Here is a 25,274-nt window from a genome sequence, read left to right as displayed (position 1 = left end):
CGCCGTGCGCTGCCAGCACGGGTCGCACCGGGCTGGCCCGGTCGTACCCGAGGTGAACCGGGTCAGGCCGCCTGACGCTCCGTGTGGGCGGGACGCGCCGCTGCGGGTGCGACCTCGGGCAGCTCGTCGCGGTGCGTCCAGCCGACGCCGCACTCAGCGCACGTGGCCCAGGCGTTCTCGCCCTGTTCGTCCGTGTCGATGACGACCGTTCGCAGGTCGCAGTCGGGGCACCAGCCGTCGTGGGTCATCACGCGCTCCTCGTCGTCTCGGGGCCACCGGATGTGGCTCGATACGGGCCATGAGACACCCGACCACCGACATCCGCGGGAGGGCGGCGGCGTGTCGTGCGGGCCCTCGTTGTTCAATGAGCACATGTCCCTCGCCGCCACCGTGCTCGCCTCGTGCCCCGCCGGCGCGCCCGTGAACTGCGAGGACGCCACCGACCCGATGGGCATGGTCATCGTGCTCATCGCGGTGCTCGCCGGCATCGCGCTGCTGACGGTGTTCGTGGTGCTCGGACCGGACCCCCGCCGTCGGACCCGGGCACGCCGACGCGACAAGCGCTGAGCGCGAGCGCCGAGCGACAGCGCCGAACGCGAGCGCCGAGCGACAGCGCCGGCCGCTGAGCGCTACTCGCCGAGCGCCGCTTCGAGCCGCTCGAGCTTGCCGTCGATCTCGCCGGTGTGCCCCGGTCGGATGTCGGCCTTGAGTACGAGCGACACCCGCGTGCCGTAGACACCCACGGCCTCGGTGGCACGCTTGACGACGTCCATGACCTCGTCCCACTCCCCCTCGAGCTCGGTGAACATCGACGACGTGCGGTTCGGCAGGCCGCTCTCGCGGACCACCCGCACGGCTGCGGCGACGGCGTCGTGCACTGAGCCGTCCGCCTGTTCGGAGGGACCACCGGACGGAGCAACGGAGAAGGCGACGATCATGCGTCCATCCTGCCCGTGCCCCGGCCCATCCGCACCAGCTCGACCACGGTCCACGCCAGGATCGCCACCTCGAGCACGTTCCGCAGCGTCAGCACCACGAGCATCCACGGCTGCAGCGTGAGCACCTGGTCGTAGTACGCCGGGTAGATCAGCTGCGTCAGCACGGCGGTGGGCAGCGCGGCGATGGCGATCGGCACGAACCGGCGCACACTCGGTGTCCCCGCGGCCAGTCCCCACACGACCGGCACGGCGAGCCACCCGATGTACTGGGGCGATCCGACCTTGTTCGTGGCGATGAGCGCGGCGACGAACAGCAGCGCGAGGACCGGCGCGAGCTCGGCACGACGGGCACCGCGGCGTGCGGCCCACAGCGCGAGGACGACACCGGCGACGACCACCAGGGCCATCAGCGGCGTCGAGACCGCGGCCGCCGCGTCCGTGCCGGCGCCGGAGACCTCGAACGTCAGGATCTGCTGGTCGTAGAACACGGCAGCGCCGGGAGCCCCGAACGCCGCCGCCCACATGAACGGCGTCGCGAGGGGCGACTCGATCTGCAGCGCACGCCCGGTCTGCTCACCGATGAACGACAGCAGGTACGGCGCTCCGCCCCAGAGCACGTCGACGAGCACGATGAGCGCGCTGAGCACGAGCGCCCCCGACAGCACGCCGCGGCGGTGCCCCTTGCGCAGGAGCAGCAGTACGGCGACGAGGGCTGCCGGCCAGACCTTCGTCCAGGCACCGGCGGTGAAGAGCGCCGAGGCGACCGCCGGCCGCGAGGCGACGAAGGCGACCCCGACCAGGGCGAACACGGTCGCCACGGTGTCGATGCGGCCGAGGGCGATCGGGCCGAGCGCGAGCAGGAAGACGAGCCACCACCACACGACGCGAACACCGCGCGCCGACGAGCCGCCCGCACGCACCGACGAGCCGAGCACGGCCCGCGCCCGGAACCGCCACAGGAACGCGCACGCCACGGCATCGAGCAGGACCATCAGCAGCAACCAGCCGGAGCCGATCGACGCGATCCCACCGAGTGCTGCGGCGGCCATCGGCACGATCGCCAGGATCGGGTAGACCCACTCGCCGTCGATGCCGACCCAGAAGTCCGCGCTCCGCCCGGCCTCGATCCACCGGCTGTAGGTGATGGTGACGTCGCCGAGGGGCAGGTTCGCCGAGATCGCGGTCAGCCACCACAGCGCCGCGTGCACGGCGGCGAACGCCAGGACGAACCCGACGCGTTCGATCCACGGGTTCCCGGTCCTGCGCACCGAACGAGCGTACCGGCAGGGAGCGCACCCGAACCGGCACCGAGTGCACCCGAACCGGCAGAGAATCCCAGGCTCCCCCAACCATGACGTGTCACCGTCTTGCTCGTGACCACCGAAACCCCGCGCGGGCGCCGCAAGGCCGTCATCTGGATCTCCGTCATCGCCGCCGTCGTCGTGCTCGGCGTCATCGGGGCGATCGTCGCGACGAACGTCTACACGAGCAACGAGAACGCGAAGGCGTCGGCGGCACCGTCCGTGGCCGCCAGCCGCGAGGCCTCCACCCTCGACGACTCCGACCTGTCCGGCGTGTGGACGGTCGGTGGCGACTCCGAGGCCGGCTACCGCCTGCACGAGGTCCTCAACGGCTCCGACGTCACCGTCACCGGCCGCACCGACAGCGTCTCCGGCAGCGCCACAGTCGACGGCACGAGCATCACGAAGGCAACGATCACAGTGCAGGTCGCCGACATCGCCACCGATTCGGACCAGCGTGACTCCTACTTCCGCGACTCCGCGATGGACACCTCCGCCTTCCCCGAGGCCACGTTCGAACTCTCCGAGCCGATCGCCGACGCGGTCCCGAGCGGCTCGGACACGACGAAGGTCACCGCTGCCGGCAAGCTCACGCTGCACGGCGTCACGAAGGACGTCACCGCCGACCTGCAGGTCGGCCTGAACGGCGACGGCGTCGACATCTCCGGCTCGATCCCGGTCACGTTCTCGGACTACGGCGTGCAGGCGCCGAGCCTCGGCTTCGTGAAGGTCGACGACTCCGGCACGGTCGAGTTCCTGGTGCACGCGACCCCCGCGAGCTGACGTCCGCGACGCGCGTCACGCCCGTGACGTGCGCGACAGGCGGACGGGAGGCCCGTGGCGGCCCCGCCACGGGCCTCCCGTCCGTCCCCGCTCGCGTCTGCAACAGGCGACACGATCGATGTCGTACGACGTCGACCTTGTCGTCACCCCGCGCCCGCAATCATGCGCGTGGGCAAGGAACGACGAACTCGATGTCGTACGACATCCATGCTGTCGTCACCGCGCGTGTACAACCACCGGCGCACGCACGGAACGACTTCCTCGTTGTCGTGCGACAACGAGGAAGTCGTCACGCGGCGTCTGCAACAGGCGACATCACTGATGTCGTACGACGTCGACGCTGTCGTGCTGCGTCGCCGCGCACCGACCGCTACCCGCGCGCGTCGCCGTCGACGACCAGGTCCCGCACGACCCCGGGCAGCTCGGCGATGAGCCCGGTCATCGGGAACGGCCCGCCGCCGGACGCCCGCCGCGCCGCGAGCCCGTGCACCACCGCGGCCGACGCTGCCAGGTGCGCGAGGTCCGACGGCGTCAGCGACGAACCAGCAGCCTCGACGGCACCCTGCCGCGACGCCACGAGCGCGCCGAGCACCCCGCCGAGCACGTCCCCGGCACCGGCGGCGGCGAGCCACGGCGTCGCCGACGACGCCACCAACCGGACCGACCCGTCGGGCGTGACCACGTGCGTGCGCTCGCCCTTGAGCAGCACGACGCTGCCGGTCTGCTCGGCCGCGCGGAGCGCCGCGGCGGCCGGGTCCTGCTCGATCGAGTCGCGGGAGACGCCGAGCAACGACGCGAGCTCCCCCGCGTGCGGGGTCAGGACGGCGAGCGGGCCGAGGTCGACGAGCGGGATCGCGCCGGCGTCGACCATGACCGGGACGCCGTCGTCCGAAGCGCGCGTGAAGGCCGAGGCGGTCGTGGCGTCCAGATCACCGAGCGACGACGCCGAGATGCCCGAGCCGACGAGCCATGCCTGCACCCGACCGACGCCGGCGACGGACTCGGGGCGACGGGCCAGGACGTGGTTCGACGCCCGCGACGGTCCGACGTAGCGGACCATGCCGACGCCGGTGTGGACCGCGGCGTCGACCCCGAGCACCGCGGCACCCGGGTACTGGTCGGAGCCGGTCGCGATGCCGAGCACCCCACGGCGGTACTTGGTGGACTCCCCCGTCGGCGCGGTGACCCACGCGGCGGCATCGGACGGCTGGACGGGCACGAAGTCGTTCACCGGCCCCACGTTACGGTGGAGCGCATGAGCCTGTTCCTGCCTGGTCGCGTGGTGGTCTTCGACTACGGCGAGGTGATCAGCCGCACGCCGCACGCGTCGCGTGACGCACTCGTGGAGCTGACCGGGGTGCCCGCCGACGAGCTGTTCACCGTCTACCAGGAGCTCCGCCACGACCTCGACCGCGGCGACCTGTCCGTGGTGGCGTACTGGCGGGCGATCGGCGAACGCGTCGGGCGGACCTGGAGCATCACCGACATCCACCGGTTCTGGGCCGTCGACTTCACCGGGTGGTTCGAGGTCGAACCGGAGACCCTGGCGGTCGTCGAGGAGCTGCACGACGCCGGCACCCGGGTGGCACTGCTGTCGAACGCCGGCTTCGACTTCGGTGACCCGTACCGACGCTCCCCGATGGGTTCGCTGTTCGAGACGGTGGTGGTGAGCGCCGAGGAGCACGTCCTGAAGCCCGACGCATCCATATACCGCGACACGTGCGCGCGTCTGGGAATCGAGCCGCAGCAGATGGTGTTCGTGGACAACAGGGCCGAGAACGCCACCGGCGCGGAAGCGATCGGGGCGGTCGGCCACCACTACACGTCGTCGGCGTCACTGCGGTCGTTCCTGACGGAACTCGCGGCCGAGCCGGCGCCCGTCCCCTGAGGAGTCCCGCGTGACGCACGCCCTGTTCGAGCCGATCACCATCCGCGACCTGACGGTCCGCAACCGCATCTGGGTCTCCCCGATGTGCCAGTACTCGGCCGAGGAGCAGGACGGCGTGCCGACCGCGTGGCACCTCGTCCACCTGGGCGGCTTCGCCAAGGGCGGTGCCGGTGCGGTGGTCGTCGAGGCGACCGGCGTGGTGCCGGAAGGCCGGATCAGCCCGCAGGACCTCGGACTCTGGAACGACCAGCAGCGCGACGCCTTCAAGCCGATCGTCGACTTCCTGCACGCGCAGGGCGCTGCCGCCGGTGTCCAGCTCGCGCACGCCGGCCGCAAGGCATCGACGTTCCGCCCGTGGGAGTCCACGCACGGTTCGGTCCCCGCCGACCAGGGCGGCTGGTCCACCGTCGCCCCGTCCGCCGTGGCCTTCGACGGCTACGCGGTCCCGCGCGAGCTGGAGACCGAGGACATCCGGGTCGTCGCACTGGCGTTCGCGCAGTCCGCTCGCCGTGCCGTCGAGGCCGGGTTCGACCTGGTCGAGATCCACGCCGCCCACGGGTACCTGCTGCACCAGTTCCTCTCGCCGCTGAGCAACCACCGCACGGACCAGTACGGCGGGTCGCTCGAGAACCGCGCCCGGGCACTGCTCGAGGTCCTCGACGCCGTCCGTACCGAGGTCGGCGAGGGCTTCCCGATCGTCGTGCGGTTCTCGGCGACCGACTGGGTGGACGGCGGGCTCACGCTCGACGAGACCACGGAGGTCGCTCGGTGGGCTGCGGAGCACGGCGCGGACCTGGCTGATGTCTCGACCGGCGGCAACGTCGCGAGCGCGCCGATCCCGGTCGGCCCCGGCTACCAGGTGCCGCACGCCGCGGCGATCAAGCGCGAAGCCGGCATCGGCACCATCGCGGTCGGCATGATCTCCGAGGGCCTCCAGGCCGAGCAGATCGTCGCGACCGGACAGGCCGACGTGGTGATGGTGGGCCGCGAGTTCCTGCGCGACCCGGGCTTCCCGCTGCGCGTGGCCGTCGAGCTCGGCGTGACCGTCGACTACGAGCCGCAGCAGTACCACCGCGCGCGGGTCACGGCGTAGACGCGCGGCCTTCCTGAACGGATCCTCGGTCGGCCCCTCGGGCAGGCAGTACGATTGGCAGCACTGTGGACGATCCCCCGAATAGTTCTTCGCCTCACTCATCCGCCGCTCACTCGGTGAGCTGCACGTCATCCCCGTGCGCGGACGGGGGTGAATCATGAGTCCGATCGACATCGTCATGCTCGTCGGCGGCATCCTGCTGACACTCGGCACCGGCGTCTTCGTCGCGTCCGAGTTCGCGCTGGTCAACCTCGACCGCGCCGACGTCGAAGCGCGTCGCGACCGCGGTGAGCCGGGCCTGGCACCCGTCATCGGGGCGTTGAAGGTCACCTCGACGCACCTGTCGAGTGCGCAGCTCGGCATCACGCTGACCACGCTGCTCACCGGCTACCTGCTCGAGCCGTCCATCGCGAAGCTGCTCGAGGCACCGTTCCTGGCGATGAACCTGCCCGAGGGCATCGTCGAGACCGTCGGGTCGATCATCGCGCTCGTCATCGCGACCCTGCTGTCGATGATCCTCGGCGAGCTCGTACCGAAGAACTTCGCGCTCGCGCTGCCGCTGCAGACCGCGAAGCTCGTCGTGCCGTTGCAGATCGCCTTCACGACCGTGTTCAAGCCGGCGGTCGCGGTGCTCAACGGCACCGCGAACGCCGTGCTGCGGTCGATCGGCATCGAGCCGCAAGAGGAACTCTCCGGTGCTCGCAGCGCCGAAGAGCTCACCTCGCTGCTCCGCCGTTCGGCGTCCGAGGGGTCGCTCGAGCAGGACACCGCGACGCTGCTCCAACGGACGATCTCGTTCTCGGAGCTCAGCGCCAGCGACGTCATGACGCCGCGCCCGCGGCTCTCCACCATCCGGGTGTCCGAGTCCGCGCAGGACGTCATCGCCCTCGCCCGCAAGACCGGCTTCAGCCGCTTCCCCGTCATCGAGGAGGACGCGGACGACGTCGTCGGCATCGTGCACGTCAAGCAGGCCGTCGCCGTCCCCCGCGAGAAGCGCCCGGAGGTCCCCGTCGGAGCACTCATGACCGACGCCGAACGCGTGCCCGAGACGATGCCGGGCGACACCCTGCTCGCCGAGGTCCGCGGCCGCGGCTACCAGATGGTCATCGTGGTCGACGAGTACGGCGGCACCGCCGGGGTCGTCACGCTCGAGGACCTCATCGAGGAGATCGTCGGCGAGGTCTCCGACGAGCACGACCGCGCGCGCATCGACGTGGTCCGCTCCCGCGACTGGCTGACCTTCCCCGGTCTCCTGCGTCCCGACGAGCTCGAGGACCGCGCCGGCGTGAAGGTGCCGGAGGACGGCCCGTACGAGACCGTCGGCGGCTTCCTCATGTCGACGCTCGGCCGCCTGCCCGTCGTCGGTGACGAGGTCCCGCTCGACAGCGGTGTCTTCCGGGTCGAACGTCTGGACGGCCGCCGGATCGACCGCATCCGCTGGACCCCGACGCCCCCGCCGACGGACACCGCGGCGACCGCCATCATCATCCCCGCCACGAAGACCGCCACGAAGACCGCCACGAAGACCGCCACGAAGGGCAGTACCCGATGAGCTCCGACTGGTGGGGCATCTTCTGGCTCTTCGTGCTGCTGCTCGGCAACGCGTACTTCGTCGCCGCCGAGTTCGCCGTCATCTCCGCCCGCCGATCGCAGATCGAACCGCGCGCAGAAGAAGGCTCGAAGGCCGCGCAGATGACGCTTTGGGCCATGGAGCACGCCACTCGCATGCTCGCGACCACGCAGCTCGGCATCACGGTCTGCTCGCTGCTCATCCTGAACGTCTCCGAGCCGGCGATCCACCACCTGCTCGAGGTCCCGCTGCACCTGACGGGCTGGAGCGTCGAGGTCATCGGCACCGTGGCGTTCGTGGTCACGCTGCTGCTCGTCTCGTTCCTGCACGTGGTGTTCGGCGAGATGGTCCCGAAGAACATCTCGTTCTCGATGCCAGATCGCGCAGCGCTGCTGCTCGTGCCGACGCTCTGGTACATCGGCCACGGCCTGCACTGGGTCATCGTCGGCCTGAACGAGGTCGCGAACGCCGTGCTGCGCCTGTTCCGCGTCGAGCCCAAGGATGAAGCCGTCAGCGCCTTCACGGTGGAAGAGGTGCAGACGATCGTGGAGCAGTCCCGCCGCGAGGGCACCCTGACCGACGACGGCAAGCTCGCCCTGGCGTTCGAGTTCACCGAGAAGAAGGTCCGCGACGTCGCCGTGCCGATGGCCGAGCTCGTCACCCTGCCCGAGGACGCCACCCCGGCGGACGTCGAGCGTGCGGTGGCGCAGCGCGGGTTCTCGCGGTACGTGCTCGTCGGCGAGGACGGCTCCCCCACGGGCTACGTGCACGTGAAGGACGTCATCGACCTGCGGCCGGACGAGTTCGACGACCCGGTGCCGCCGAAGCGCATCCGCCAGCTCATCTCGCTCTACACGGAGATGGACCTGGAGGACGCCCTGGCCACCATGCGGGCTGCGGGCCGCCACGTCGCGCGGGCGTTCGACGCCGACGGCCGGACCCTCGGCGTGCTCTTCCTCGAGGACATCCTCGAGGAGCTCGTGGGCGAGGTCGAGGACGCGACCCGACGCCGGTAGCCGCACCAACAGTTCCGGCAAAGCGACAGATCCCCGCGAACGTTCCGCAGGGATCTGTCGCTTTCGCGATGGCGGACGGGAGGCCCGTGGCAACGCAGCCACGGGCCTCCCGTCCGTTCGTGGTCGCGACCAGGGCCGCGCCCGCCGGCGCGCTACCAGCTGACGGGGAGCGGCTTGCCCTCTTCGTAGCCGGCGGCGGACTGGATGCCGACCAGGGCACGCTCGGAGAACTCGGCCAGCGACGCGGCGCCCGCGTAGGTGGCGGAGCTCCGGACGCCCGTGGTGATCATGTCGAGCAGGTCCTCGACGCTCGGGCGCTCCGGGTCGAGGTAGATCGTCGACGACGAGATCCCCTCGGCGAAGAGCTCCTTGCGGGCCCGCTCGTACGGGTCGAGCCGCTCGAACCGCTCGCGGACGGCCTTCGCGGACGCCATCCCCCAGCTCTCCTTGTAGGCCTTGCCGGCGGCGTCGCGACGGAGCACGCCCGGCGCTTCGAGGGTGCCGGCGAACCACGAGCCGATCATCACGGCCGAGGCGCCGGCCGCCAGTGCGAGCGCGACGTCGCGGGGGTACCGGACCCCGCCGTCGGCCCAGACGTGCGCGCCGAGGGACCGTGCGGCGGCGGCGGTCTCGAGGACGGCGGAGAACTGCGGCCGACCGACGGCGGTCATCATGCGCGTGGTGCACATGGCGCCGGGTCCGACACCGACCTTGATGATGTCCGCGCCCGCGTCGACGAGGTGGGCGACGGCGTCGGCGGTGACGACGTTGCCGGCGACGAGCGGGATGCCGAGCCGGAGCCCCGCGACGGTGCGGAGCGCGCGGAGCATGCTCTCCTGGTGTCCGTGCGCTGTGTCGAGCACGAGCACGTCGACCCCGGCGGCGGCGAGGGCCTGCGCCTTGGCGGCGACGTCGCCGTTGATGCCGATCGCGGCCGCGACGCGCAGGCGACCAGAGACGTCGACGGCCGGCGTGTAGATGTCCGAGCGGATGGCGCTGGTCCGGCTCGTGGTGCCGACGACCTTGCCGTGCCGCACGACGGGTGCGAAGTCGACCTCGGCGCCGCTCAGCACGTCGTAGACGTGGCGGGGCGTGCCGGCGTCCTCGGCGTCGATCGCGGTCGAGGCGCCGTGCAGCAGGTCGCCGAGCGTCGCGTCGGGACCGGCGTCGCCGAGCCGGCTGGCGGGGACGCACCCGAGGTACTCCCCGGCGGCGTCGCGGACCACCACGCCCCGACCGGCGACGGGCAGCAGCTGCTCGAGTGCCTCGGCGACGGTGGTGGACGAGCCCATGTCGTAGGCGGTGTCGTAGTCGACCGGCTGGTCCTTCACCCAGCGGATCGCGGCGTCGAGGTCCTGCAGGTGCATGTCCTGCGGCAGGACGCCGAGGCCCCCGCGCCGGGCCAGGGTCGCGGCGAGGCGCGGACCCGTGACCGAGTTCATGTTGGCGCTCACGATCGGGATCGTCGCACCGCTGCCGTCGTTCGACGCGAGGTCGACGTCGAAGCGGCTCGTCACGCCGGAACGGCTCGGGACGAGGAAGACGTCGGAGTAGGTCAGGTCGTGTGTCGGCCGCGTCTCGTAGAACCTCATGGGCCCCACTGTACGGCTCCGCCCGGAGGCCGGACCGGGCCCCGACTCGCGCCGCGGCTGACACCGAACGGACATGTGCGAGCGGCTAGGCTTGGCACCTGTGCGGGGCAGGGTTGCACCGCACGACACACACGAGCATCTATCGACGGAGAGTGGGCGATCGGCTGTGTCGAGCCATCTGACCGGAACGGACGAGACCGCGGGCGAATTCGGGGCGAACGAGTGGCTCGTCGACGAGCTCTACGAGCAGTTCGTCGCGGACAAGGAGTCGGTCGACAAGTCCTGGTGGCCGGTCCTCGAGAGCTACCACCGCACGCAGGTCGGCGGCGCTCCGGCAGCTGATCAGCAGTCCTCGACGCCCGCGCAGTCGACCACGCAGCAGCCCGCGACCGGTGACGCGCCGGCCCCGCAGCAGCAGGCAGCGCAAGGTGGTCCGATCCAGGCGAAGACCACGTCGCGCCAGCCGACCCCGCCGCCGATCCCGGCCGAGGCCAACGACGCCGCCGACGACCACGAGGAGACCCACGAGGACGTGGCGACCCCGCTCCGGGGCATGGCGAAGACCCTGGCGTCGAACATGGACGCCTCGCTGACCGTCCCGACGGCCACGAGCGTCCGGACGATCCCGGCGAAGCTGATGATCGACAACCGGATCGTCATCAACAACCACCTGCGCCGTGCCCGCGGCGGCAAGATCTCCTTCACCCACCTCATCGGGTGGGCGATGGTGCAGGCGCTCAAGGACTTCCCGAGCCAGAACGTGTTCTACGAGGAGCGCGACGGCAAGCCGTTCGTCGTCGCCCCGGCGCACGTGGGCCTCGGCATCGCGATCGACGTCCCGAAGAAGGACGGCACCCGGTCGCTCCTCGTGCCGAGCATCAAGCGTGCGGAGACCCTGACCTTCGGCCAGTTCCTGTCGGCCTACGAAGACCTGGTCAAGCGGGCCCGCGACAACAAGCTGACGCCGGCCGACTTCCAGGGCACGACGATCTCGCTCACGAACCCGGGCGGCATCGGCACCGTGCACTCGGTCCCGCGTCTGACCAAGGGGCAGGGCGCGATCATCGGCGCCGGCGCCCTCGAGTACCCGGCGCAGTTCCAGGGCTCGGCGTCGAAGACCCTCGTCGAGCTCGGCATCGGCAAGACCATCACCCTGACGAGCACCTACGACCACCGGGTGATCCAGGGCGCCGGCTCGGGCGAGTACCTCAAGCACGTGCACGAACGCCTCATCGGCGAGCACGGCTTCTACGACGGCATCTTCGCGGCGCTCCGGATCCCCTACAAGCCGATCCAGTGGGCGAACGACATCAACGTCGACCTGGCGCACCGGGTCAACAAGACGGCTCGCGTGCAGGAGCTCATCAACAGCTACCGCGTCCGCGGGCACCTGATGGCAGACATCGACCCGCTCGAGTACCGCCAGCGCACGCACCCCGACCTCGAGATCGAGAGCCACGGGCTGACGTTCTGGGACCTCGACCGCGAGTTCGTCACCGGCGGGCTGGCCGGCACGACCAGTGCTCCGCTGCGCGACGTCCTCGGGATCCTGCGCGACGCCTACTGCCGCACCGTCGGCATCGAGTACATGCACATCCAGGACCCGGAGCAGCGCCGCTGGGTGCAGGAACGCATCGAGGTCCCGTACTCGAAGCCGTCGAAGGACGAGCAGCTCCGCGTCCTCGGCAAGCTCAACGAGGCCGAGGCCTTCGAGACCTTCCTGCAGACCAAGTACGTCGGGCAGAAGCGCTTCTCGCTCGAGGGCGGCGAGTCCACCATCGCCTTCCTCGACACGCTCATCCAGCACGCCGCCGGTGTCGGCCTGGCCGAGGTCGCGATCGGCATGGCCCACCGCGGTCGCCTGAACGTCCTGACGAACATCGCCGGCAAGACCTACGGCCAGATCTTCCGTGAGTTCGAGGGCTCGTCCCTGCCGGGCTCGGTGTCCGGTCAGGGTTCCGGCGACGTGAAGTACCACGTCGGCACCGAGGGGCTGTTCCGCACCTCGGACGGCTCGAGCATCCCCGTGACGATCGCGGCGAACCCGTCCCACCTCGAGGCCGTCGACGGCGTGCTCGAGGGCATCGTCCGTGCCAAGCAGGACAAGCAGGGCCCCGGTTCGACGAACGTCCTGCCGGTGCTCGTGCACGGCGACGCGGCGATGGCCGGTCAGGGCGTGGTCGTCGAGACGCTGCAGATGTCGCAGCTCCGCGGCTACCGCACGGGCGGCACCGTGCACCTGGTCATCAACAACCAGGTCGGGTTCACCACCCCGCCCGAGTCGGCTCGCAGCTCGGTGTACTCCACCGACGTCGCGAAGACGATCCAGGCGCCGATCTTCCACGTGAACGGCGACGACCCCGAGGCCGTCGCACGCGTCGCCGACCTGGCGTTCGCGTACCGCGAGGCGTTCCACCGTGACGTCGTCATCGACCTCATCTGCTACCGCCGCCGGGGGCACAACGAGGGCGACGACCCCTCGATGACCCAGCCGCTCATGTACAACCTGATCGAGGCGAAGCGGTCCGTCCGCACGCTGTACACCGAGGCCCTCGTCGGCCGCGGGGACATCACGCAGGAAGAGTACGACGAGGCGCACCGCGACTTCCAAGACCGCCTGGAGCGTGCCTTCGCCGAGACGCACGAGGCGCAGACCGGCACCATCCCGGTGATCCAGGTCGACGACGACGGCGCCGTGCAGGGACTCGAACGCCCGGCGGCACAGCAGGACGACTCCGAGGTCGAGGTCCGCGAGACCGCAGTGTCCGAAGAGCTCGTCCGCTCCATCGGTGACGCGCACAGCAACCCGCCCGCTGGCTTCTCGATCCACCCGAAGCTGCAGCAGCTGCTGTCGAAGCGCACCGACATGACGCGCAACGGCGGCGTGGACTGGGCGATGGCCGAGCTCATGGCGATCGGTTCGCTGCTGGTGGAGGGCAAGCCCGTCCGGTTCGCCGGCCAGGACGCCCGCCGCGGCACCTTCGTCCAGCGCCAGGCGGTGTTCCACGACCGGTCGAACGGCCAGGAGTGGCTGCCGCTGTCGAACCTCACCGAGGACCAGGCCCGGTTCACCATCTACGACTCGCTGCTCAGCGAGTACGCGGCGATGGCGTTCGAGTACGGCTACTCGGTCGAGCGGCCCGAGGCACTCGTGCTGTGGGAGGCGCAGTTCGGCGACTTCGCGAACGGCGCCCAGACCGTCATCGACGAGTTCATCTCGTCCGCCGAGCAGAAGTGGGGACAGCGCTCCGGCCTCGTCCTGCTGCTGCCGCACGGCTACGAGGGCCAGGGACCGGATCACTCGTCCGCCCGCATCGAGCGCTACCTGCAGCTGTGCGCCGAGGACAACATGGTCGTCGCCCGCCCGTCCACTCCGGCGTCGTACTTCCACCTGCTGCGCCGCCAGGCGTGGGAGCGTCCGCAGAAGCCGCTGATCGTGTTCTCCCCGAAGGCCATGCTCCGCCTGCGCCAAGCGACGAGCGCGGTCGAGGCCTTCACGAACGGCACCTTCGAGGAAGTGATCGACGACGACCGCGTGGCCCAGAAGGCGGCGGTGCGTCGCGTGGTCCTGCACTCCGGCAAGGTGCACCACGACCTGCGCGCCGAGGTGGAGAAGCGCGGGGTCACCGACGTCGCCCTCGTCCGGCTCGAGCAGCTCGCGCCGCTCCCACTCGAGCGCATCCTCGAGGTGTTGGCCGGCTACCCGGACGCCGACGTCGTGTGGGCGCAGGAGGAGCCGGAGAACCAGGGCGCCTGGCCGTTCGTCTGCATGAACCTGTCGCCGCACCTCGACGGTCGACCGCTGTCGGTCGCCGCCCGTGCCGCGAGCGCCGCGCCGGCCACCGGTTCGTCGAAGCGCTCCGCGCAGGAAGCCACCGAGGTCATCGAGAGAGCCCTCGGCTAGGCACTCGGCCCGGACCCCCGACGCGGGTGTGCGCTACGCGATCTTCGTGTAGCGCACACCCGCGTCGTGGTACCCGCGCTTCTGGTAGAACCGGTGCGCGCTGTCCGTCGCGGCCGCACTGACGGCGCTCAGGCGACGCGCGCCCTGCTCGACGGCCCACGCTTCGAAGGTGCCGATGAGCGCCGAACCGGTGCCGAGCCTCCTGGCCGTGTCGTCGACCACCAGCAGCAGGAGCTGCGCCGTCGGCTCGTCGCTCGCGTACGCCCAGGTGACCTGCGCGCCCGCGACGGCGACCGGCCGTCCGTCGTCCCCACGCACCACCCAGGTGCGGTGTCCGGCCTCGGGCGTGAGCCGTTCGAGGCGCGCGCGCATCGCCGCATCGTCGACCTCGTGGCCGAGCAGGCGGACGAGGGCAGCGACGTCGGAGACGTCCGTGTCGGACCAGGTGGTGATCGACTCGACGAGGAGGGTCATGTCCGTGACACTACCGACCCGACCCGTCGTGTGACGACGGAGCGGAGGACCTCAGTGGGTCGACTGCTCCAGCCGGATGCGCGCGAGGATCTCGCCACGCAGTTCTTCCGGAGCGGTCTCCTTGCACGCGCGGCGCACGGTCTCGATCAGGACGACGCCGACGCGGTGCTCGGTCGTGCAGTCCTCGCAGTCGTCCATGTGCTCACGGATGTCCGCCGCGTCCTCGCGGCAGAGCTCCCCGTGCAGGAACTCCTCGAGCTCGGCCTTCGCCTTGGAGCAGTCGCAGCCGCTCATCGTGTTTCCTTCCCATCGACGCGACCCTCGGTCGCGGCAGTCTTCCGGCCTCGTCCGCGCATCGTCGCCGTCGACGCTGCGTCCGGGACGATGCCGGTCTCACGGGCGTGGTCCGCCAGGAGCCCCCGGAGGAGCCGGCGACCACGGTGCAGACGGCTCATGACCGTTCCCACGGGGGTCTTCATGATGTCGGCGATCTCCTGGTACGAGAAGCCCTCGACATCGGCGAAGTACACGGCCATCCGGAAGTCCTCGGGGATGGCCTGCAGGGCGTCCTTGACGGCGGACGACGGCAGGTGGTCGATCGCGTCGGCCTCGGCGGACCGTGCGGAGATCGACTGGGTGACGCTCTCGGCGCCGCCGAGCTGCCAGTCCTCGAGCTCGTCGATGGTGCCCTGGTAGGGGTTCCGCTGGTTCTTGCGGTACGTGTTGATGAACGTGTTCGTGAGGATCCGGTACAGCCAGGCCTTCAGGTTCGTGCCCTGCTTGAACTGGCGGAACGCGGCGAACGCCTTGACGAAGGTCTCCTGCACCAGGTCCGAGGCGTCGGCCGGGTTGCGGGTCATCCGCATCGCCGCGCCGTAGAGCTGGTCCATGAAGGGCAGTGCCTGGGTCTCGAAGAGGGCCCGGAGTTCGTCGGCCGACACGGTCTTGGCGTCGACGAAGGACTCGTCGTCCGCTTCTTCCGCCTCGACCGCGTCGAGCTGCTCCTCGGTCTCCTCGACCAGGTCGTGCGGTGCTGCCTGCGGCTCGTCGGTCGTCATCGCGGGCCAGTCTAGAGCGAGCGACGTGGACACGCCGGGCAGGCGCGTCCGCGAGGGTGCGAGTGCTGTCGCCAAGGGTCCTCCCGATCGTTTCAGTAGTCTTGTGAACCGATGGCAGACACGACGCATTCCCAGAGCGGTGCACAGGCCGCCGCGGACCCGGCCCCCTGGATCGCCCCGCTCGCGCGCGGTCCCCTGCGCGGCGACGTCGCGCTGCCCGGCTCGAAGTCGCTGACGAACCGCGAGCTCGTGCTCGCCGCCCTCGCCGACGGCCCCTCCGTCATCCGCCTGCCGCTGCACTCGCGCGACTCGGCGCTCATGATCGCGGCGCTCCGGCAGCTCGGCGTCGGGATCGACGAGGTCGAGCCGGCACCGGGCGCGCAGCCGAACCCCTACGGCCCCGACCTCCGGATCACCCCGGCACCGATGCACGGCGACGTCCGCGTCGACTGCGGCCTCGCCGGCACCGTGATGCGGTTCCTGCCGCCGCTGGCCGCCCTGGCGGTCGGCCCGGTCGTCGTCGACGGCGACCCCTACGCCCGCAAGCGTCCGATGCACGCGATCATCGGGGCGCTCGTCGACCTGGGCGTCGACGTCACCGACGACGGCGACGGCTCGATGCCGTTCGCGTTCACCGGCACCGGTTCGGTCCGCGGTGGTGCCCTGTCGATCGATGCGTCGGCGTCGTCCCAGTTCGTCTCCGGGCTGCTGCTGTCCGCGCCCCGGTTCGACGAGGGCCTGCACCTCACCCACGTCGGGGAGCGTCTGCCGAGCCTGCCGCACATCGAGATGACCGTCGCCGCGCTCCGTGCCCACGGCGTGACCGTCGACGAACCCGCGGTCGGCGAGTGGGTCGTCCACCCCGGTCCGATCGCCGCTCGCGACGTCACCATCGAGCCCGACCTCTCGAACGCCGCGCCGTTCGCGGTCGCCGCGCTCGTCGCGGGTGGCACCGTCCGCATCCGCACCTGGCCGCGCGAGACCACGCAGGTCGGCGCCGACCTCGAGACGCTCCTGCCCCTGTGGGGCGCGACCGTGGCCCGAGACGGCGACGACCTGGTCGTCGACGGCGGCGTCGGGATCCGGGGCGGGGCCTCCTTGCCGGGTCTCGACCTGGACCTCAGCCGCGGCGGCGAGCTCGCACCGGCGCTCGTCGCACTGGCCGCGCTGGCCGGCGGGCCGACCGAGATCACCGGGATCGGCCACCTGCGTGGGCACGAGACGGATCGTCTCGCCGCGCTCGCGGCGGACGTGAACCGGTCGGGAGGCGCGGTGCACGAACTCGACGACGGCCTGCGCATCGAGCCTGCCGCGCTCCACGGCGGCGGCTGGGCCGCGTACGACGACCACCGGATGGCGACGGCCGGCGCCGTCGTGGGCCTTGTCGTCGACGGCGTCGCCGTCGACGACATCGGGTGCACGGCCAAGACGCTGCCGCAGTTCCCCGAGCTGTGGGCGGCGCTTGTCTCGACCGGGGACGCGGGGGCCTGACGCATGAGCTGGTGGGACGACGTCGACGGTGACGACTCCGACGCGGACGAACCGTACGGACAGTACGACGAGTCAAGCGTGCGGGTGCGTCCGAACCCGAAGGGCAACCGGCCCCGAACGAAGACCCGGCCGACGTACGACGACGCGCCCGTGGGGTGGGTCACGAACGTCGACCGTGGGCGGTTCGGCGTGCTGATCGATGACCACGTCATCACGGCGACGAAGGCCCGCGAGCTCGGCAAGAAGTCGGTCGTCACCGGCGACCACGTGTCGCTCGTCGGCGACGTCTCGGGTGACCCCGGATCGCTGGCGCGCATCGTGAAGGTCGCCGAGCGGACCACGCTGCTCCGCCGCAGTGCGGACGACTCCGACGAGGTCGAGCGCGTCATCGTGGCGAACGCCGACCAGATGCTCATCGTCGTGGCTGCCGCCGACCCCGAGCCCCGCACCCGGCTCATCGACCGGTACCTGGTCGCCGCGTTCGACGCCGGGCTCGACCCGATCCTCTGCATCACGAAGACGGACCTCGCCGATCCGGCCCCGTTCCTGGCGCACTTCGCGTGCCTCTCCTTGCGGATCGTGACGAGCCGGTCCGACGACGTCCCGTTCGAGGCGCTGCACGACCTGCTCGACGACAAGGTCACGGTGACCGTGGGGCACTCCGGTGTCGGCAAGTCGACGCTCGTGAACGCCCTGACCGGGTCGACCCGGGCGATCGGCGTCGTGAACTCGGTGACGGGTCGTGGGCGGCACACCTCGTCGTCGTCGATCGCGCTGCGGGTCCGTGACGGCGGGTGGATCATCGACACCCCCGGCGTGCGGTCGTTCGGCCTCGGGCACGTCGACCCGGCGAACGTGTTCCGCGCGTTCGCCTCGCACGCGATCCCGGTGCGCCCCGCTCGGGACGGCATCCCCCTGGCGCAGGCGCACGACTGGGAGATCGTCGACCGGGTGCAGGACGGCGAGCTCGGCGTCACCGGCGTCGAACGGCTCGACTCGTTCCGCGCGCTCCTGACGGGCATGGGCGCCTCCGACCCCGGCCTGGAGTAGCCCGGCGCGCGCCCGCGCCCGCGCCCGTCGGCGTGCACCGATGGGTCACGAACTGTCGCCTGACAGAGCAGCATTCAACGGTTCGTGGCCGCTCGAGCTCCGACGCACGGCGTGTCGTGACCACTCCGGCGCCCCGACCCGCCCCGTCCAGGTTCCGGAATCTGCACATCTCGGCGGTGGTTCGGGCCGTTCTTGGAACCTCGGCGAACCGCGCGCGGCATGTTGTGGAACCTCGGCGGAGGGCGCTCGGGCGTGGCACCTCGTCCCACCGTGCCCGGCCCCACCGCACCCCGCCCGCACGCGTCGACAAGTGTGCAGCGGTGTTGTACAGTGAACCCTCGTGTCTGAAGTTGCAAAGTACAACTTTCCGCCGACCCCCGCCGTCGACGCCCCGTCCTCGAGCACGACAACGACGTCGCACGCGCACCACTCCCCCACCCACAAGTCCTCCCGAGCACCGCGACCGCAGCGCACCGAAAGCGTCCTGCGCCCTGCCGGCCTCGGACGGGTGCTCCTGACCTTCGCCACGCACATCCTCGTGCCGCTGTTCCTCGCCGCCGGCATGGGCCTCGCCTACCTCGGTGCCTTCCACGCCCCCGCGCCGAAGGAGCTGCCGGTCGGCATCGTCGGGCAGACCGCCGCCACCCAGGTGTTCGCCCAGACCGTCACCGACGAGTCCGACGGGGCCCTCGTCGCCCACGTCGTCGCCTCGACCAAGGACGCCGAGCGGCAGATCCGCGACCGCGACCTGGCCGCCGTGTACGCGCCGACCACCACGGGCGCGACGCTCTACGTGTCGACCGCCGCATCGGAGACGACCGCGAGCGCCGCGCAGAAGGTCTTCCTGCCGATCGCGTACGAGCAGCACGTGCCGTTCCGGGTCGTCGACGTCGTCCCCACGGGCGAACAGGACAGCACCGGGCAGGGGCTGTTCTTCCTGCTCGTCGCCCTGAGCGTCGGCGGCTACGCATCGGCCATCGCGGTGGCGTCCGTCGCGACGAAGCTCCGCGCGGTGTGGACCGCCGTGGTCGGCCTCGCCACCGCCGGGGTCGTCGCCGGCATCGGCATCATCGTCGCCGGACCGATCTACGGCGTCATCACCACGCACCACTGGCAGGTGTTCCTGTTCGCCTGGCTGTACGACGCGATCATCGTCGCGATCGGCGTCGGCCTGCACCCGGTCCTCGGGCGGTGGACGACACCCGTGCTCACCATGTTGTTCGTGATGCTCAACTTCACGTCGTCCGGCGGCATCTTCCAGGCGTCGTTCGTGCCCGGGTTCTTCTCTGCGCTCCACTCCTTCTGGAGCGGCGCCGCGTGGCTGCAGGCGGCACAGGACCTGCAGTACTTCCCGGACGCCTCGCTCGGCCGGTCGTCCCTGGTGCTCGCCCTCTGGCTCGCCGCAGCCGTCCTGCTCTGCGTGGTCGTGCACGGCCTCGTCGCCCGCCGCACCCGCATCGCCCGCGAGCGTGAGGTCACCCGGCTGGAAGAGGAAGAGGTCGTCGCCGCGTAGCCCCGCTACGCTCGACCCGTGGACCTCAGCGCCGACCTGGACTTCGCCCGCTCGCTCGCCGACATCGCCGACACGATCAGCCTCGAGCGGTTCCGCGCCGCGGACCTGCACGTGTCGAAGAAGGCCGACAGCACGCACGTGACCGACGCCGACCAGGCCGTCGAACACGCCCTGCGCGAGCGGATCGCGACCGAGCGCCCCGACGACGCGTTCCTCGGCGAGGAGACCACGGCCGACACCGGTGCCGAGGCGACCAGCGAGGGGCACCGCCAGTGGGTCATCGACCCGATCGACGGCACCGCGAACTACCTGCGCGGCGTGCCGGTGTGGGCGACGCTCATCGCCCTGGCGGTCGACGGCCGCCCCGTGCTCGGCGTCGTGAGCGCCCCCGCGCTCGGCAAGCGCTGGTGGGCGGCCGAGGGGCTCGGCGCGCACTCGTTCGACGGCGACCTCCGCGTCTCCGGCGTCGCGGACCTGTCCGACGCGAGCCTGAGCTACAACAGCATCCAGCAGTGGGACGACGACGACCGGCTCGAGTCCCTCGTCGAACTGTCCCGCAAGGTCTGGCGGACGCGCGCCTACGGCGACATGTGGTCGTACATGCTGGTCGCCGAGGGGGTCATCGACATCGCGGGCGAACCCGACCTGAAGCCGTGGGACATCGCGGCCCTCGTGCCCATCGTGGAGGAAGCCGGCGGGCGCTTCAGTTCACTCGACGGCGACCCCGGGGCCTGGCACGGCAGTGCACTCGCGACGAACGGCCTGGTGCACGACGCCGTCGTCGAGGTCATCCGCCGCTAGCACGACCCCGAACGACACGCTCGACGTCGGATGACGTCGCGGGTGTCGTTCCGAGTCGATCAGGCGGCCGCAGCCGCGGCCTCACGCCGTGCAGCACGCCGCCGCACCACCAGATCCCCGACCGCCAGCACGAGCGCGAGGGCCATCAGCGACACCGTGAACGTCGTGCCGCTCCGGAACGCGTCGTGGTACGCATCGAGCCGACTCCCGCCGGAGCCCCCGGCAGCAGCACCCCGCACGATCCCGTAGAAGATGCTCGTCGCCACCGCGGTCCCGATCGCGGTCCCGACGCGCTGCCCGAGCTGCTGCATCGACCCGGCGACCCCGGACTGCTCCACGGGGATCTCGGCCAGGGTGAGCGTCTGGTTCGGCGACACCACGAACCCGCCGCCGAGCCCGCCGACCAGGAACGCCCCGGCCATCGCCCACGGCGTGACCTCCGGCGGGGTCAGCACCGCGGCGAGCATGAGGAGCACGAAGCCGACGACGACCATGAACAGCCCGAAGACCACCAGGGCCCGTCCGACCCGGTCGACGATCCGTCCGCCGATGTAGGACCCCACGGCGCTCGTGGCCGCGAACGGGATGCTCACCATGCCGGCGAACAGCGGTGACAGCCCGAGCCCCTCCTGCAGGAACAGCGTCACCATCAGGAAGGACGCCGGGATCGCCGCGAAGTAGACGGCCACGATCGACAGCCCGTTGCGGTACGACGACAGCCGGAACAGCTCGAAGTGCACCACCGGTGACTTGCCCTGCTGCTTGTACCGGACCTCCCAGAGCACGAACAGGCCGAGGAACACGACGAAGGCGATCAGCCAGAGCCACCGGGCACCGGAGTCGCCGGCACCGGTCGTGAGCACGAACGGCAGCATCAGCGTGATGATGGCGGCGCCGAGCAGCAGGATGCCGACGATGTCCAGCTCGCGGTCCTTCGCCTGTCCCTGCGCCCCCTTGGGCAGCAGCCGCATCGCGAAGAACAGCGCGACGAGTCCGAGCGGCACGTTCATCCAGAACAGCAGCCGCCACCCGTTCTCCTCGCCGCCGATCGCGATGAGGCCACCGCCGATCGTCGGGCCGAGCGCCGTCGAGATGCCGATCATGGCGCCGAACAGCCCGAAGGCCCGTCCGCGCTCCGGGCCCCGGAACAACTGCTGGACGAGTCCGATCACCTGCGGCATCTGGGTGCCGGCGGCGAAGCCCTGCAGGATCCGCGTGACCATGAGCACCTCGATGGTCGGCGCCACGGCGCAGAGCAGGCTCGACACGGTGAACGCCACGAGTCCGATGATGAACAGGGCACGGCGGCTCTTCAGGTCGCCGAGCCGACCGGCGGGCACGAGGGCGAGGCCGAACGCCAGCGCGTACCCCGCCACGATGAGCTGCAGGGATGAACTGGTGGCGTCGAGGGACTTCTCGATCGACGGCAGCCCGACGTTGACCTTCGACAGGTCGAGGATCGTCAGGGCGGCGACCGCGACGCACACGGCGAAGGCCCTCCAACGCGTGCGGTCGTCGAGGCGGGCGTCGGTCGGGTCAGCGCTGGACATCACCATCGTTCGTACACCGACCGGCCTCCGGGCGGGCGAGACCAACCCCCCGGGTGGGTGACACCCCCGCGTCGTGGCCCCCCCGGACTGGGGGCACCGTTGCCGGATACGCGGTGCGCGGGGCGGCTCAGATGGCCAGGACCTGAGTTATCGTGCTCATGCGGAAGGTCACGCAAGCACCTGGATTCCCTAGATCCGAGTGCACGTGCAAGGCCGACCGTGTTCGTCCGAAGACCCTAACCCGAGGGGTGATACAGACGATGACATCATCGTTCCCGAGCGGAACCGAGTGCACCCTCACTCGTCGACCGCATCCAATCCACGACAGTTCCGGCGCGCGCGCAGTCGCCGCCTTCCGCCCGCACTCCGACACGGCCACCCACCGTGCAGCAGTCCGGTCCGCCTCACGGCGCCCCGTCGCAGCGTTCACAGCGTTCGCCGACGACCTCTCCGCAGGATCCGCTTCCGGGCCCGGAGGCCGGTGAGTCATGGCACTCACCGGTCGACGCCTCGAGGTCGACCGGATCGCGACCCTCGCTGTACTCCCTCGGGAGTCCGCGATGGTCGTGGTCGGCGACCCTGGTTCCGGACGCAGCAGCGTCCTCGACGCGGTCTCGAACCGCGTTTCCCTCCCCGTCGTGCGGGTCGGTGTCAACGGGAGTGAATCCCGTTGGCCCCTGGCCGGCGTGACCTCCCTGTTCACCGCGCTCGACGACCCCCGTGCGACGGCCCACATCGCCCATCTCCTGCAGACGGGCGAGACGGCGGTCCCCGTGACCGCCGGACTGGCGGCGGCGCACGACTTCCTCGACGCCGTGCACGCGCTCACCCTGCCGCCGACGCTCGTGCTGATCGACGACCTCGACCGCATGGACGTCGAGAGCCAGGAGCTCATCGCGTTCCTCGCCGGCCGACTCGCGGGCACCGCCCTGCGCGTCGTGGCGACGGTCCGTTCGGTGCCGTCGGACGGTCCGCTCGCGGCCCTGCCGGCGCTCCGCATCGAGCCGCTGCCGTCCGACGAGGCACTCGTCCTCGCCCGGACCATGGCACCGGAAGAGGCGAACGACGGCGTCCTCGCCGTCCTCGCCGCGGAGACCGGTGGCAACCCCGGCGCACTCCGCGAACAGCTCGCGGTGCTCAGCCGCGAGCAGCTCACCGGTGCGGAGCCGATCGTGCTCCCGCTCCGACCCACTCCGACGACCGAGGCCCTCGCGGCGCTCGCACTCGGGTCCGCCGCGGGACGAGATCTGGACGTCCTCGCGAAGCTCGCCCTGGTGCCGGTCGCGAAGACCACGGCCTGGGACCGCGACGAGCTGGACGACCTGGTCGGAGCAGGCCTCGCCACCGTGCGGGGTCAGAGCGTGACGGTCCGCGACCCCCTGGTCCGGTCCGCGCTGTACTGGCGGATGCCCGCCCGTGACCGCCGCGCGGCGCACGCCGCGCTGGCCACGGCGAGCGCCGAGTCCGACCCGCGGGCAGCCGCGTGGCACCGGAGCTTCGTCGACGACGTCCCCGACGTGGTCGCGCTGCTCAGCGCCGCACGGTCCTACGTGGTGGACGGCAACGTGCACGCCGCGATCGCCCTCACCGAGCGTGCCCTGCACGTCGGTGGCGGCACCGAGGACGAGCTCGTCGCGCTGCTCGGGGTCGCTGAGGCCCTGCTCGGCAACCGGCTGCTCGGCTTCGCCGCACGCTACCTCGCCGCGCTCCGTCCGTTCCGGACGACGGCGCACGAGGTCCGCCGGCTGCGCCTGCAGTACTCGGCGCAGTACCTCAGCGGCGACGCCGTGCACGCGGACGAACTCCTCGTGTCGGTGGACGCGACCGAGCCGGCCGACGTGGACGCGGTCGCCGGGCTGATGGCCATGGTCGCGTGCTTCCGTGCCGAGGCGTGGGAGCTCGACCAGGCGAAGGACCTGCTGCACCGCGTCGAGCCCCTCGAGGCGTCGGCGTCTCCGCACACGGTGGAGATCACGACGACCGCACGGGAGCTCATCGCCGCGATCGACGGCACCCTGCCGTCGGACACCGATCTGCACGACGGACTCGCGACGTCGGTGCTGCTGGCGATGTCCGACCCGGCCCTGCTGCTCCTCGCCCACGCGCTGAGCATCGCCGAGCGGTACCGGAGCGCGCGTCGGGTGTTCGCACTCGTCCTCGCCCGTGGCCCGCAGACGGCGCCGGTGTGGACCGAGGCAGCCCGCTACCTGACCGCCGAGAACGAGGTGCGCTCCGGGAACTTCCGGCAGGCGCTCCGCGCGATCGACGTCTGGGAGGCCGGTTCCTCGGTGGTCGAACGGCTCCGTGAGCCGTCGCGGGCCATCGCCATCGCCTGGCGGCACTTCGCCGAGGGGCGCTCCGCCGATGCCCTGGCGGTCGTGGACCGGTGCCTCGAGCACCGTTCGACGAGCCGCCTGTGGGGCGCGACGGCGAAGCTGCACGCGCTCCGCGGTCGGGTCTTGCTGCTCGACGGCCGACTGGAGGAGGCAGCCGCCGCACTCGAAGCGGCGGACGCCATCGGCCGGTCCCTGCGGAACCCCGCGGTGCTCCGGCACCTCGGCGACCTGGTCGAGGCGTACGCGCGCCTCGGACGGATCGACGACGCCCGCACCATCACCGCGCGGCTCGCTGCGGACCACCACGCCCGACCGGGTCGCTGGGGTGCGCTCGTGCTGGCGAGGAGCCTCGCGCTCGTCGCCGACGACACCACCCGGGACACGGCCCGTCGCCGCGCGTTGGAGCTGTTCCAGCCGCACGACTCGCAGTTCGAGCGGGCACGGACCTTCGCGGCCCTCGCGACGGTCGGCAACCCCGCCGAGCGTCCGCGTCTCGGTGCGGCGGCAGCAGCAGCGTACGAGGCGGCCGGCATGCGCCGTCCCCTCGTCACCCCCGCACCGGCAGCGGCCATGCCGCCGTTCGGCACGGGGCCGTCGCTCCGGTCCGCACCGGTGCTGTCCGCGTCGATGCCGGGGACGCCCCGGAGCGCTCCGGACGCCTCTGCGGTGCTCACCTCGCTCACGGCCGAGGAGCGCGCCGTGGTGCAGAAGGTGACGGAGGGCTACCGCAACCGCGAGATCGCGTCGTCGCTGTTCATGTCGCAGCGCACGGTGGAGCTGCGGCTCACGCAGATCTACCGCAAGGTGGGCGCGCGGTCGCGCTCCCACCTGGTCGCGCTGCTCACGTAGTCGACGCGAGCACAAGGCGGACGGGAGGCCCGGTACCAGCTGGTACCGGGCCTCCCGTCCGCCTTTT

General features: G+C 71.3%; 21 protein-coding genes. 12 read left to right on the top strand and 9 right to left on the bottom strand.

Features of this window, described 5'->3' with window-relative positions; all coding sequences use genetic code 11:
• Positions 1-62: 62 nt before the first annotated feature.
• A complete protein-coding gene (locus EDF31_RS13155; protein WP_131846438.1) occupies positions 63-248 on the bottom strand; it encodes a hypothetical protein in 186 nt (61 codons plus the stop codon).
• Positions 249-372: 124 nt separating this feature from the next.
• Here EDF31_RS13155 and EDF31_RS13150 point away from each other — a divergent pair, with 124 nt between their 5' ends.
• Positions 373-567, top strand: a complete 195-nt coding sequence (locus EDF31_RS13150; RefSeq protein WP_131846437.1) for a hypothetical protein — start codon at positions 373-375, stop codon at positions 565-567.
• Positions 568-629: 62 nt separating this feature from the next.
• Here EDF31_RS13150 and EDF31_RS13145 read toward each other — a convergent pair whose 3' ends face one another.
• Together EDF31_RS13145 and EDF31_RS13140 are read right to left on the bottom strand one after the other, a co-directional pair.
• A complete protein-coding gene (locus EDF31_RS13145; protein ID WP_123294222.1) occupies positions 630-938 on the bottom strand; it encodes a thiamine-binding protein in 309 nt (102 codons plus the stop codon).
• A complete protein-coding gene (locus EDF31_RS13140) occupies positions 935-2,206 on the bottom strand; it encodes a glycosyltransferase 87 family protein (RefSeq protein WP_131846436.1) in 1,272 nt (423 codons plus the stop codon). Before EDF31_RS13140 ends, EDF31_RS13145 begins: the two co-directional genes overlap by 4 nt.
• A gap of 105 nt (positions 2,207-2,311) precedes the next feature.
• Between EDF31_RS13140 and EDF31_RS13135 the strand changes: the two genes are divergently transcribed.
• Positions 2,312-3,022 (top strand): YceI family protein, encoded by a 711-nt coding sequence (locus EDF31_RS13135; protein WP_207896221.1) that lies wholly within the window; start codon positions 2,312-2,314, stop codon positions 3,020-3,022.
• Positions 3,023-3,392: 370 nt separating this feature from the next.
• On the opposite strand, the gene EDF31_RS13130 is transcribed toward EDF31_RS13135, so the two are convergent.
• Positions 3,393-4,253 (bottom strand): ADP/ATP-dependent (S)-NAD(P)H-hydrate dehydratase, encoded by an 861-nt coding sequence (locus tag EDF31_RS13130; protein WP_131846435.1) that lies wholly within the window; start codon positions 4,251-4,253, stop codon positions 3,393-3,395.
• Positions 4,254-4,277: 24 nt separating this feature from the next.
• Here EDF31_RS13130 and EDF31_RS13125 point away from each other — a divergent pair, with 24 nt between their 5' ends.
• The 4 genes from EDF31_RS13125 to EDF31_RS13110 all read left to right on the top strand — a co-directional run bounded on the left by EDF31_RS13125 (position 4,278) and on the right by EDF31_RS13110 (position 8,589).
• Positions 4,278-4,910 (top strand): HAD family phosphatase, encoded by a 633-nt coding sequence (locus EDF31_RS13125; RefSeq protein WP_131846434.1) that lies wholly within the window; start codon positions 4,278-4,280, stop codon positions 4,908-4,910.
• A 10-nt stretch (positions 4,911-4,920) separates the two neighbouring features.
• Positions 4,921-6,003, top strand: coding sequence for an NADH:flavin oxidoreductase/NADH oxidase (locus EDF31_RS13120; RefSeq protein ID WP_131846433.1), 1,083 nt, complete (start codon positions 4,921-4,923; stop codon positions 6,001-6,003).
• A 157-nt stretch (positions 6,004-6,160) separates the two neighbouring features.
• Positions 6,161-7,555 (top strand): hemolysin family protein, encoded by a 1,395-nt coding sequence (locus tag EDF31_RS13115; RefSeq protein ID WP_131846432.1) that lies wholly within the window; start codon positions 6,161-6,163, stop codon positions 7,553-7,555.
• Positions 7,552-8,589 (top strand): hemolysin family protein, encoded by a 1,038-nt coding sequence (locus tag EDF31_RS13110; protein WP_123294216.1) that lies wholly within the window; start codon positions 7,552-7,554, stop codon positions 8,587-8,589. The genes EDF31_RS13115 and EDF31_RS13110 overlap by 4 nt, the downstream gene beginning before the upstream one ends.
• Positions 8,590-8,741: 152 nt before the next feature.
• Here the strand turns inward: EDF31_RS13110 and EDF31_RS13105 are convergent, their stop codons facing one another.
• Positions 8,742-10,181: a GuaB1 family IMP dehydrogenase-related protein gene (locus EDF31_RS13105; protein WP_131846431.1), complete on the bottom strand. Its 1,440-nt coding sequence runs from the start codon at positions 10,179-10,181 to the stop codon at positions 8,742-8,744.
• A 166-nt stretch (positions 10,182-10,347) separates the two neighbouring features.
• Here EDF31_RS13105 and EDF31_RS13100 point away from each other — a divergent pair, with 166 nt between their 5' ends.
• Positions 10,348-14,085: a multifunctional oxoglutarate decarboxylase/oxoglutarate dehydrogenase thiamine pyrophosphate-binding subunit/dihydrolipoyllysine-residue succinyltransferase subunit gene (locus EDF31_RS13100; RefSeq protein ID WP_207896219.1), complete on the top strand. Its 3,738-nt coding sequence runs from the start codon at positions 10,348-10,350 to the stop codon at positions 14,083-14,085.
• Positions 14,086-14,118: 33 nt separating this feature from the next.
• On the opposite strand, the gene EDF31_RS13095 is transcribed toward EDF31_RS13100, so the two are convergent.
• From EDF31_RS13095 to EDF31_RS13085, 3 genes are read right to left on the bottom strand one after another with little or no spacing between them, the layout of a single operon-like run.
• A complete protein-coding gene (locus tag EDF31_RS13095; RefSeq protein WP_111086422.1) occupies positions 14,119-14,559 on the bottom strand; it encodes a GNAT family N-acetyltransferase in 441 nt (146 codons plus the stop codon).
• 51 nt (positions 14,560-14,610) lie between these two features.
• Positions 14,611-14,853 (bottom strand): zf-HC2 domain-containing protein, encoded by a 243-nt coding sequence (locus EDF31_RS13090; protein ID WP_111086426.1) that lies wholly within the window; start codon positions 14,851-14,853, stop codon positions 14,611-14,613.
• Entirely contained in the window at positions 14,850-15,617 is a 768-nt protein-coding gene (locus EDF31_RS13085) for a sigma-70 family RNA polymerase sigma factor (RefSeq protein WP_131846430.1), read from the bottom strand. The genes EDF31_RS13090 and EDF31_RS13085 overlap by 4 nt, the downstream gene beginning before the upstream one ends.
• A 111-nt stretch (positions 15,618-15,728) precedes the next feature.
• On the opposite strand from EDF31_RS13085, the gene aroA reads away from it, so the two are divergent.
• From aroA to hisN, 4 genes are all read left to right on the top strand, one after another.
• Positions 15,729-17,108 (top strand): 3-phosphoshikimate 1-carboxyvinyltransferase, encoded by a 1,380-nt coding sequence (aroA, locus tag EDF31_RS13080; protein ID WP_131846429.1) that lies wholly within the window; start codon positions 15,729-15,731, stop codon positions 17,106-17,108.
• A 3-nt stretch (positions 17,109-17,111) separates the two neighbouring features.
• Positions 17,112-18,158 carry a ribosome small subunit-dependent GTPase A gene (rsgA, locus tag EDF31_RS13075; RefSeq protein WP_131846428.1) on the top strand — a complete coding sequence of 349 codons (1,047 nt, stop codon included), beginning with the start codon at positions 17,112-17,114 and terminating at the stop codon, positions 18,156-18,158.
• 340 nt (positions 18,159-18,498) lie between these two features.
• Positions 18,499-19,671 carry a hypothetical protein gene (locus EDF31_RS13070; protein WP_131846427.1) on the top strand — a complete coding sequence of 391 codons (1,173 nt, stop codon included), beginning with the start codon at positions 18,499-18,501 and terminating at the stop codon, positions 19,669-19,671.
• A gap of 18 nt (positions 19,672-19,689) precedes the next feature.
• On the top strand, positions 19,690-20,472 hold the full coding sequence (gene hisN / locus EDF31_RS13065; RefSeq protein ID WP_131846426.1) for a histidinol-phosphatase: 783 nt from the start codon (positions 19,690-19,692) through the stop codon (positions 20,470-20,472).
• A 59-nt stretch (positions 20,473-20,531) separates the two neighbouring features.
• On the opposite strand, the gene EDF31_RS13060 is transcribed toward hisN, so the two are convergent.
• Complete coding sequence (locus EDF31_RS13060) at positions 20,532-22,022, bottom strand: MFS transporter (protein WP_131846425.1); 1,491 nt, start codon at positions 22,020-22,022, stop codon at positions 20,532-20,534.
• A gap of 488 nt (positions 22,023-22,510) precedes the next feature.
• Here EDF31_RS13060 and EDF31_RS13055 point away from each other — a divergent pair, with 488 nt between their 5' ends.
• Positions 22,511-25,207, top strand: coding sequence for a LuxR family transcriptional regulator (locus EDF31_RS13055; protein ID WP_131846424.1), 2,697 nt, complete (start codon positions 22,511-22,513; stop codon positions 25,205-25,207).
• Positions 25,208-25,274: the final 67 nt, after the last annotated feature.

The sequence above is a fragment of the Curtobacterium sp. PhB142 genome, assembly GCF_004341255.1.
Classification (GTDB): domain Bacteria; phylum Actinomycetota; class Actinomycetes; order Actinomycetales; family Microbacteriaceae; genus Curtobacterium.
Note: the sequence above shows the minus strand (reverse complement) of the source record. Positions and strands in the feature narration are given on the sequence as shown.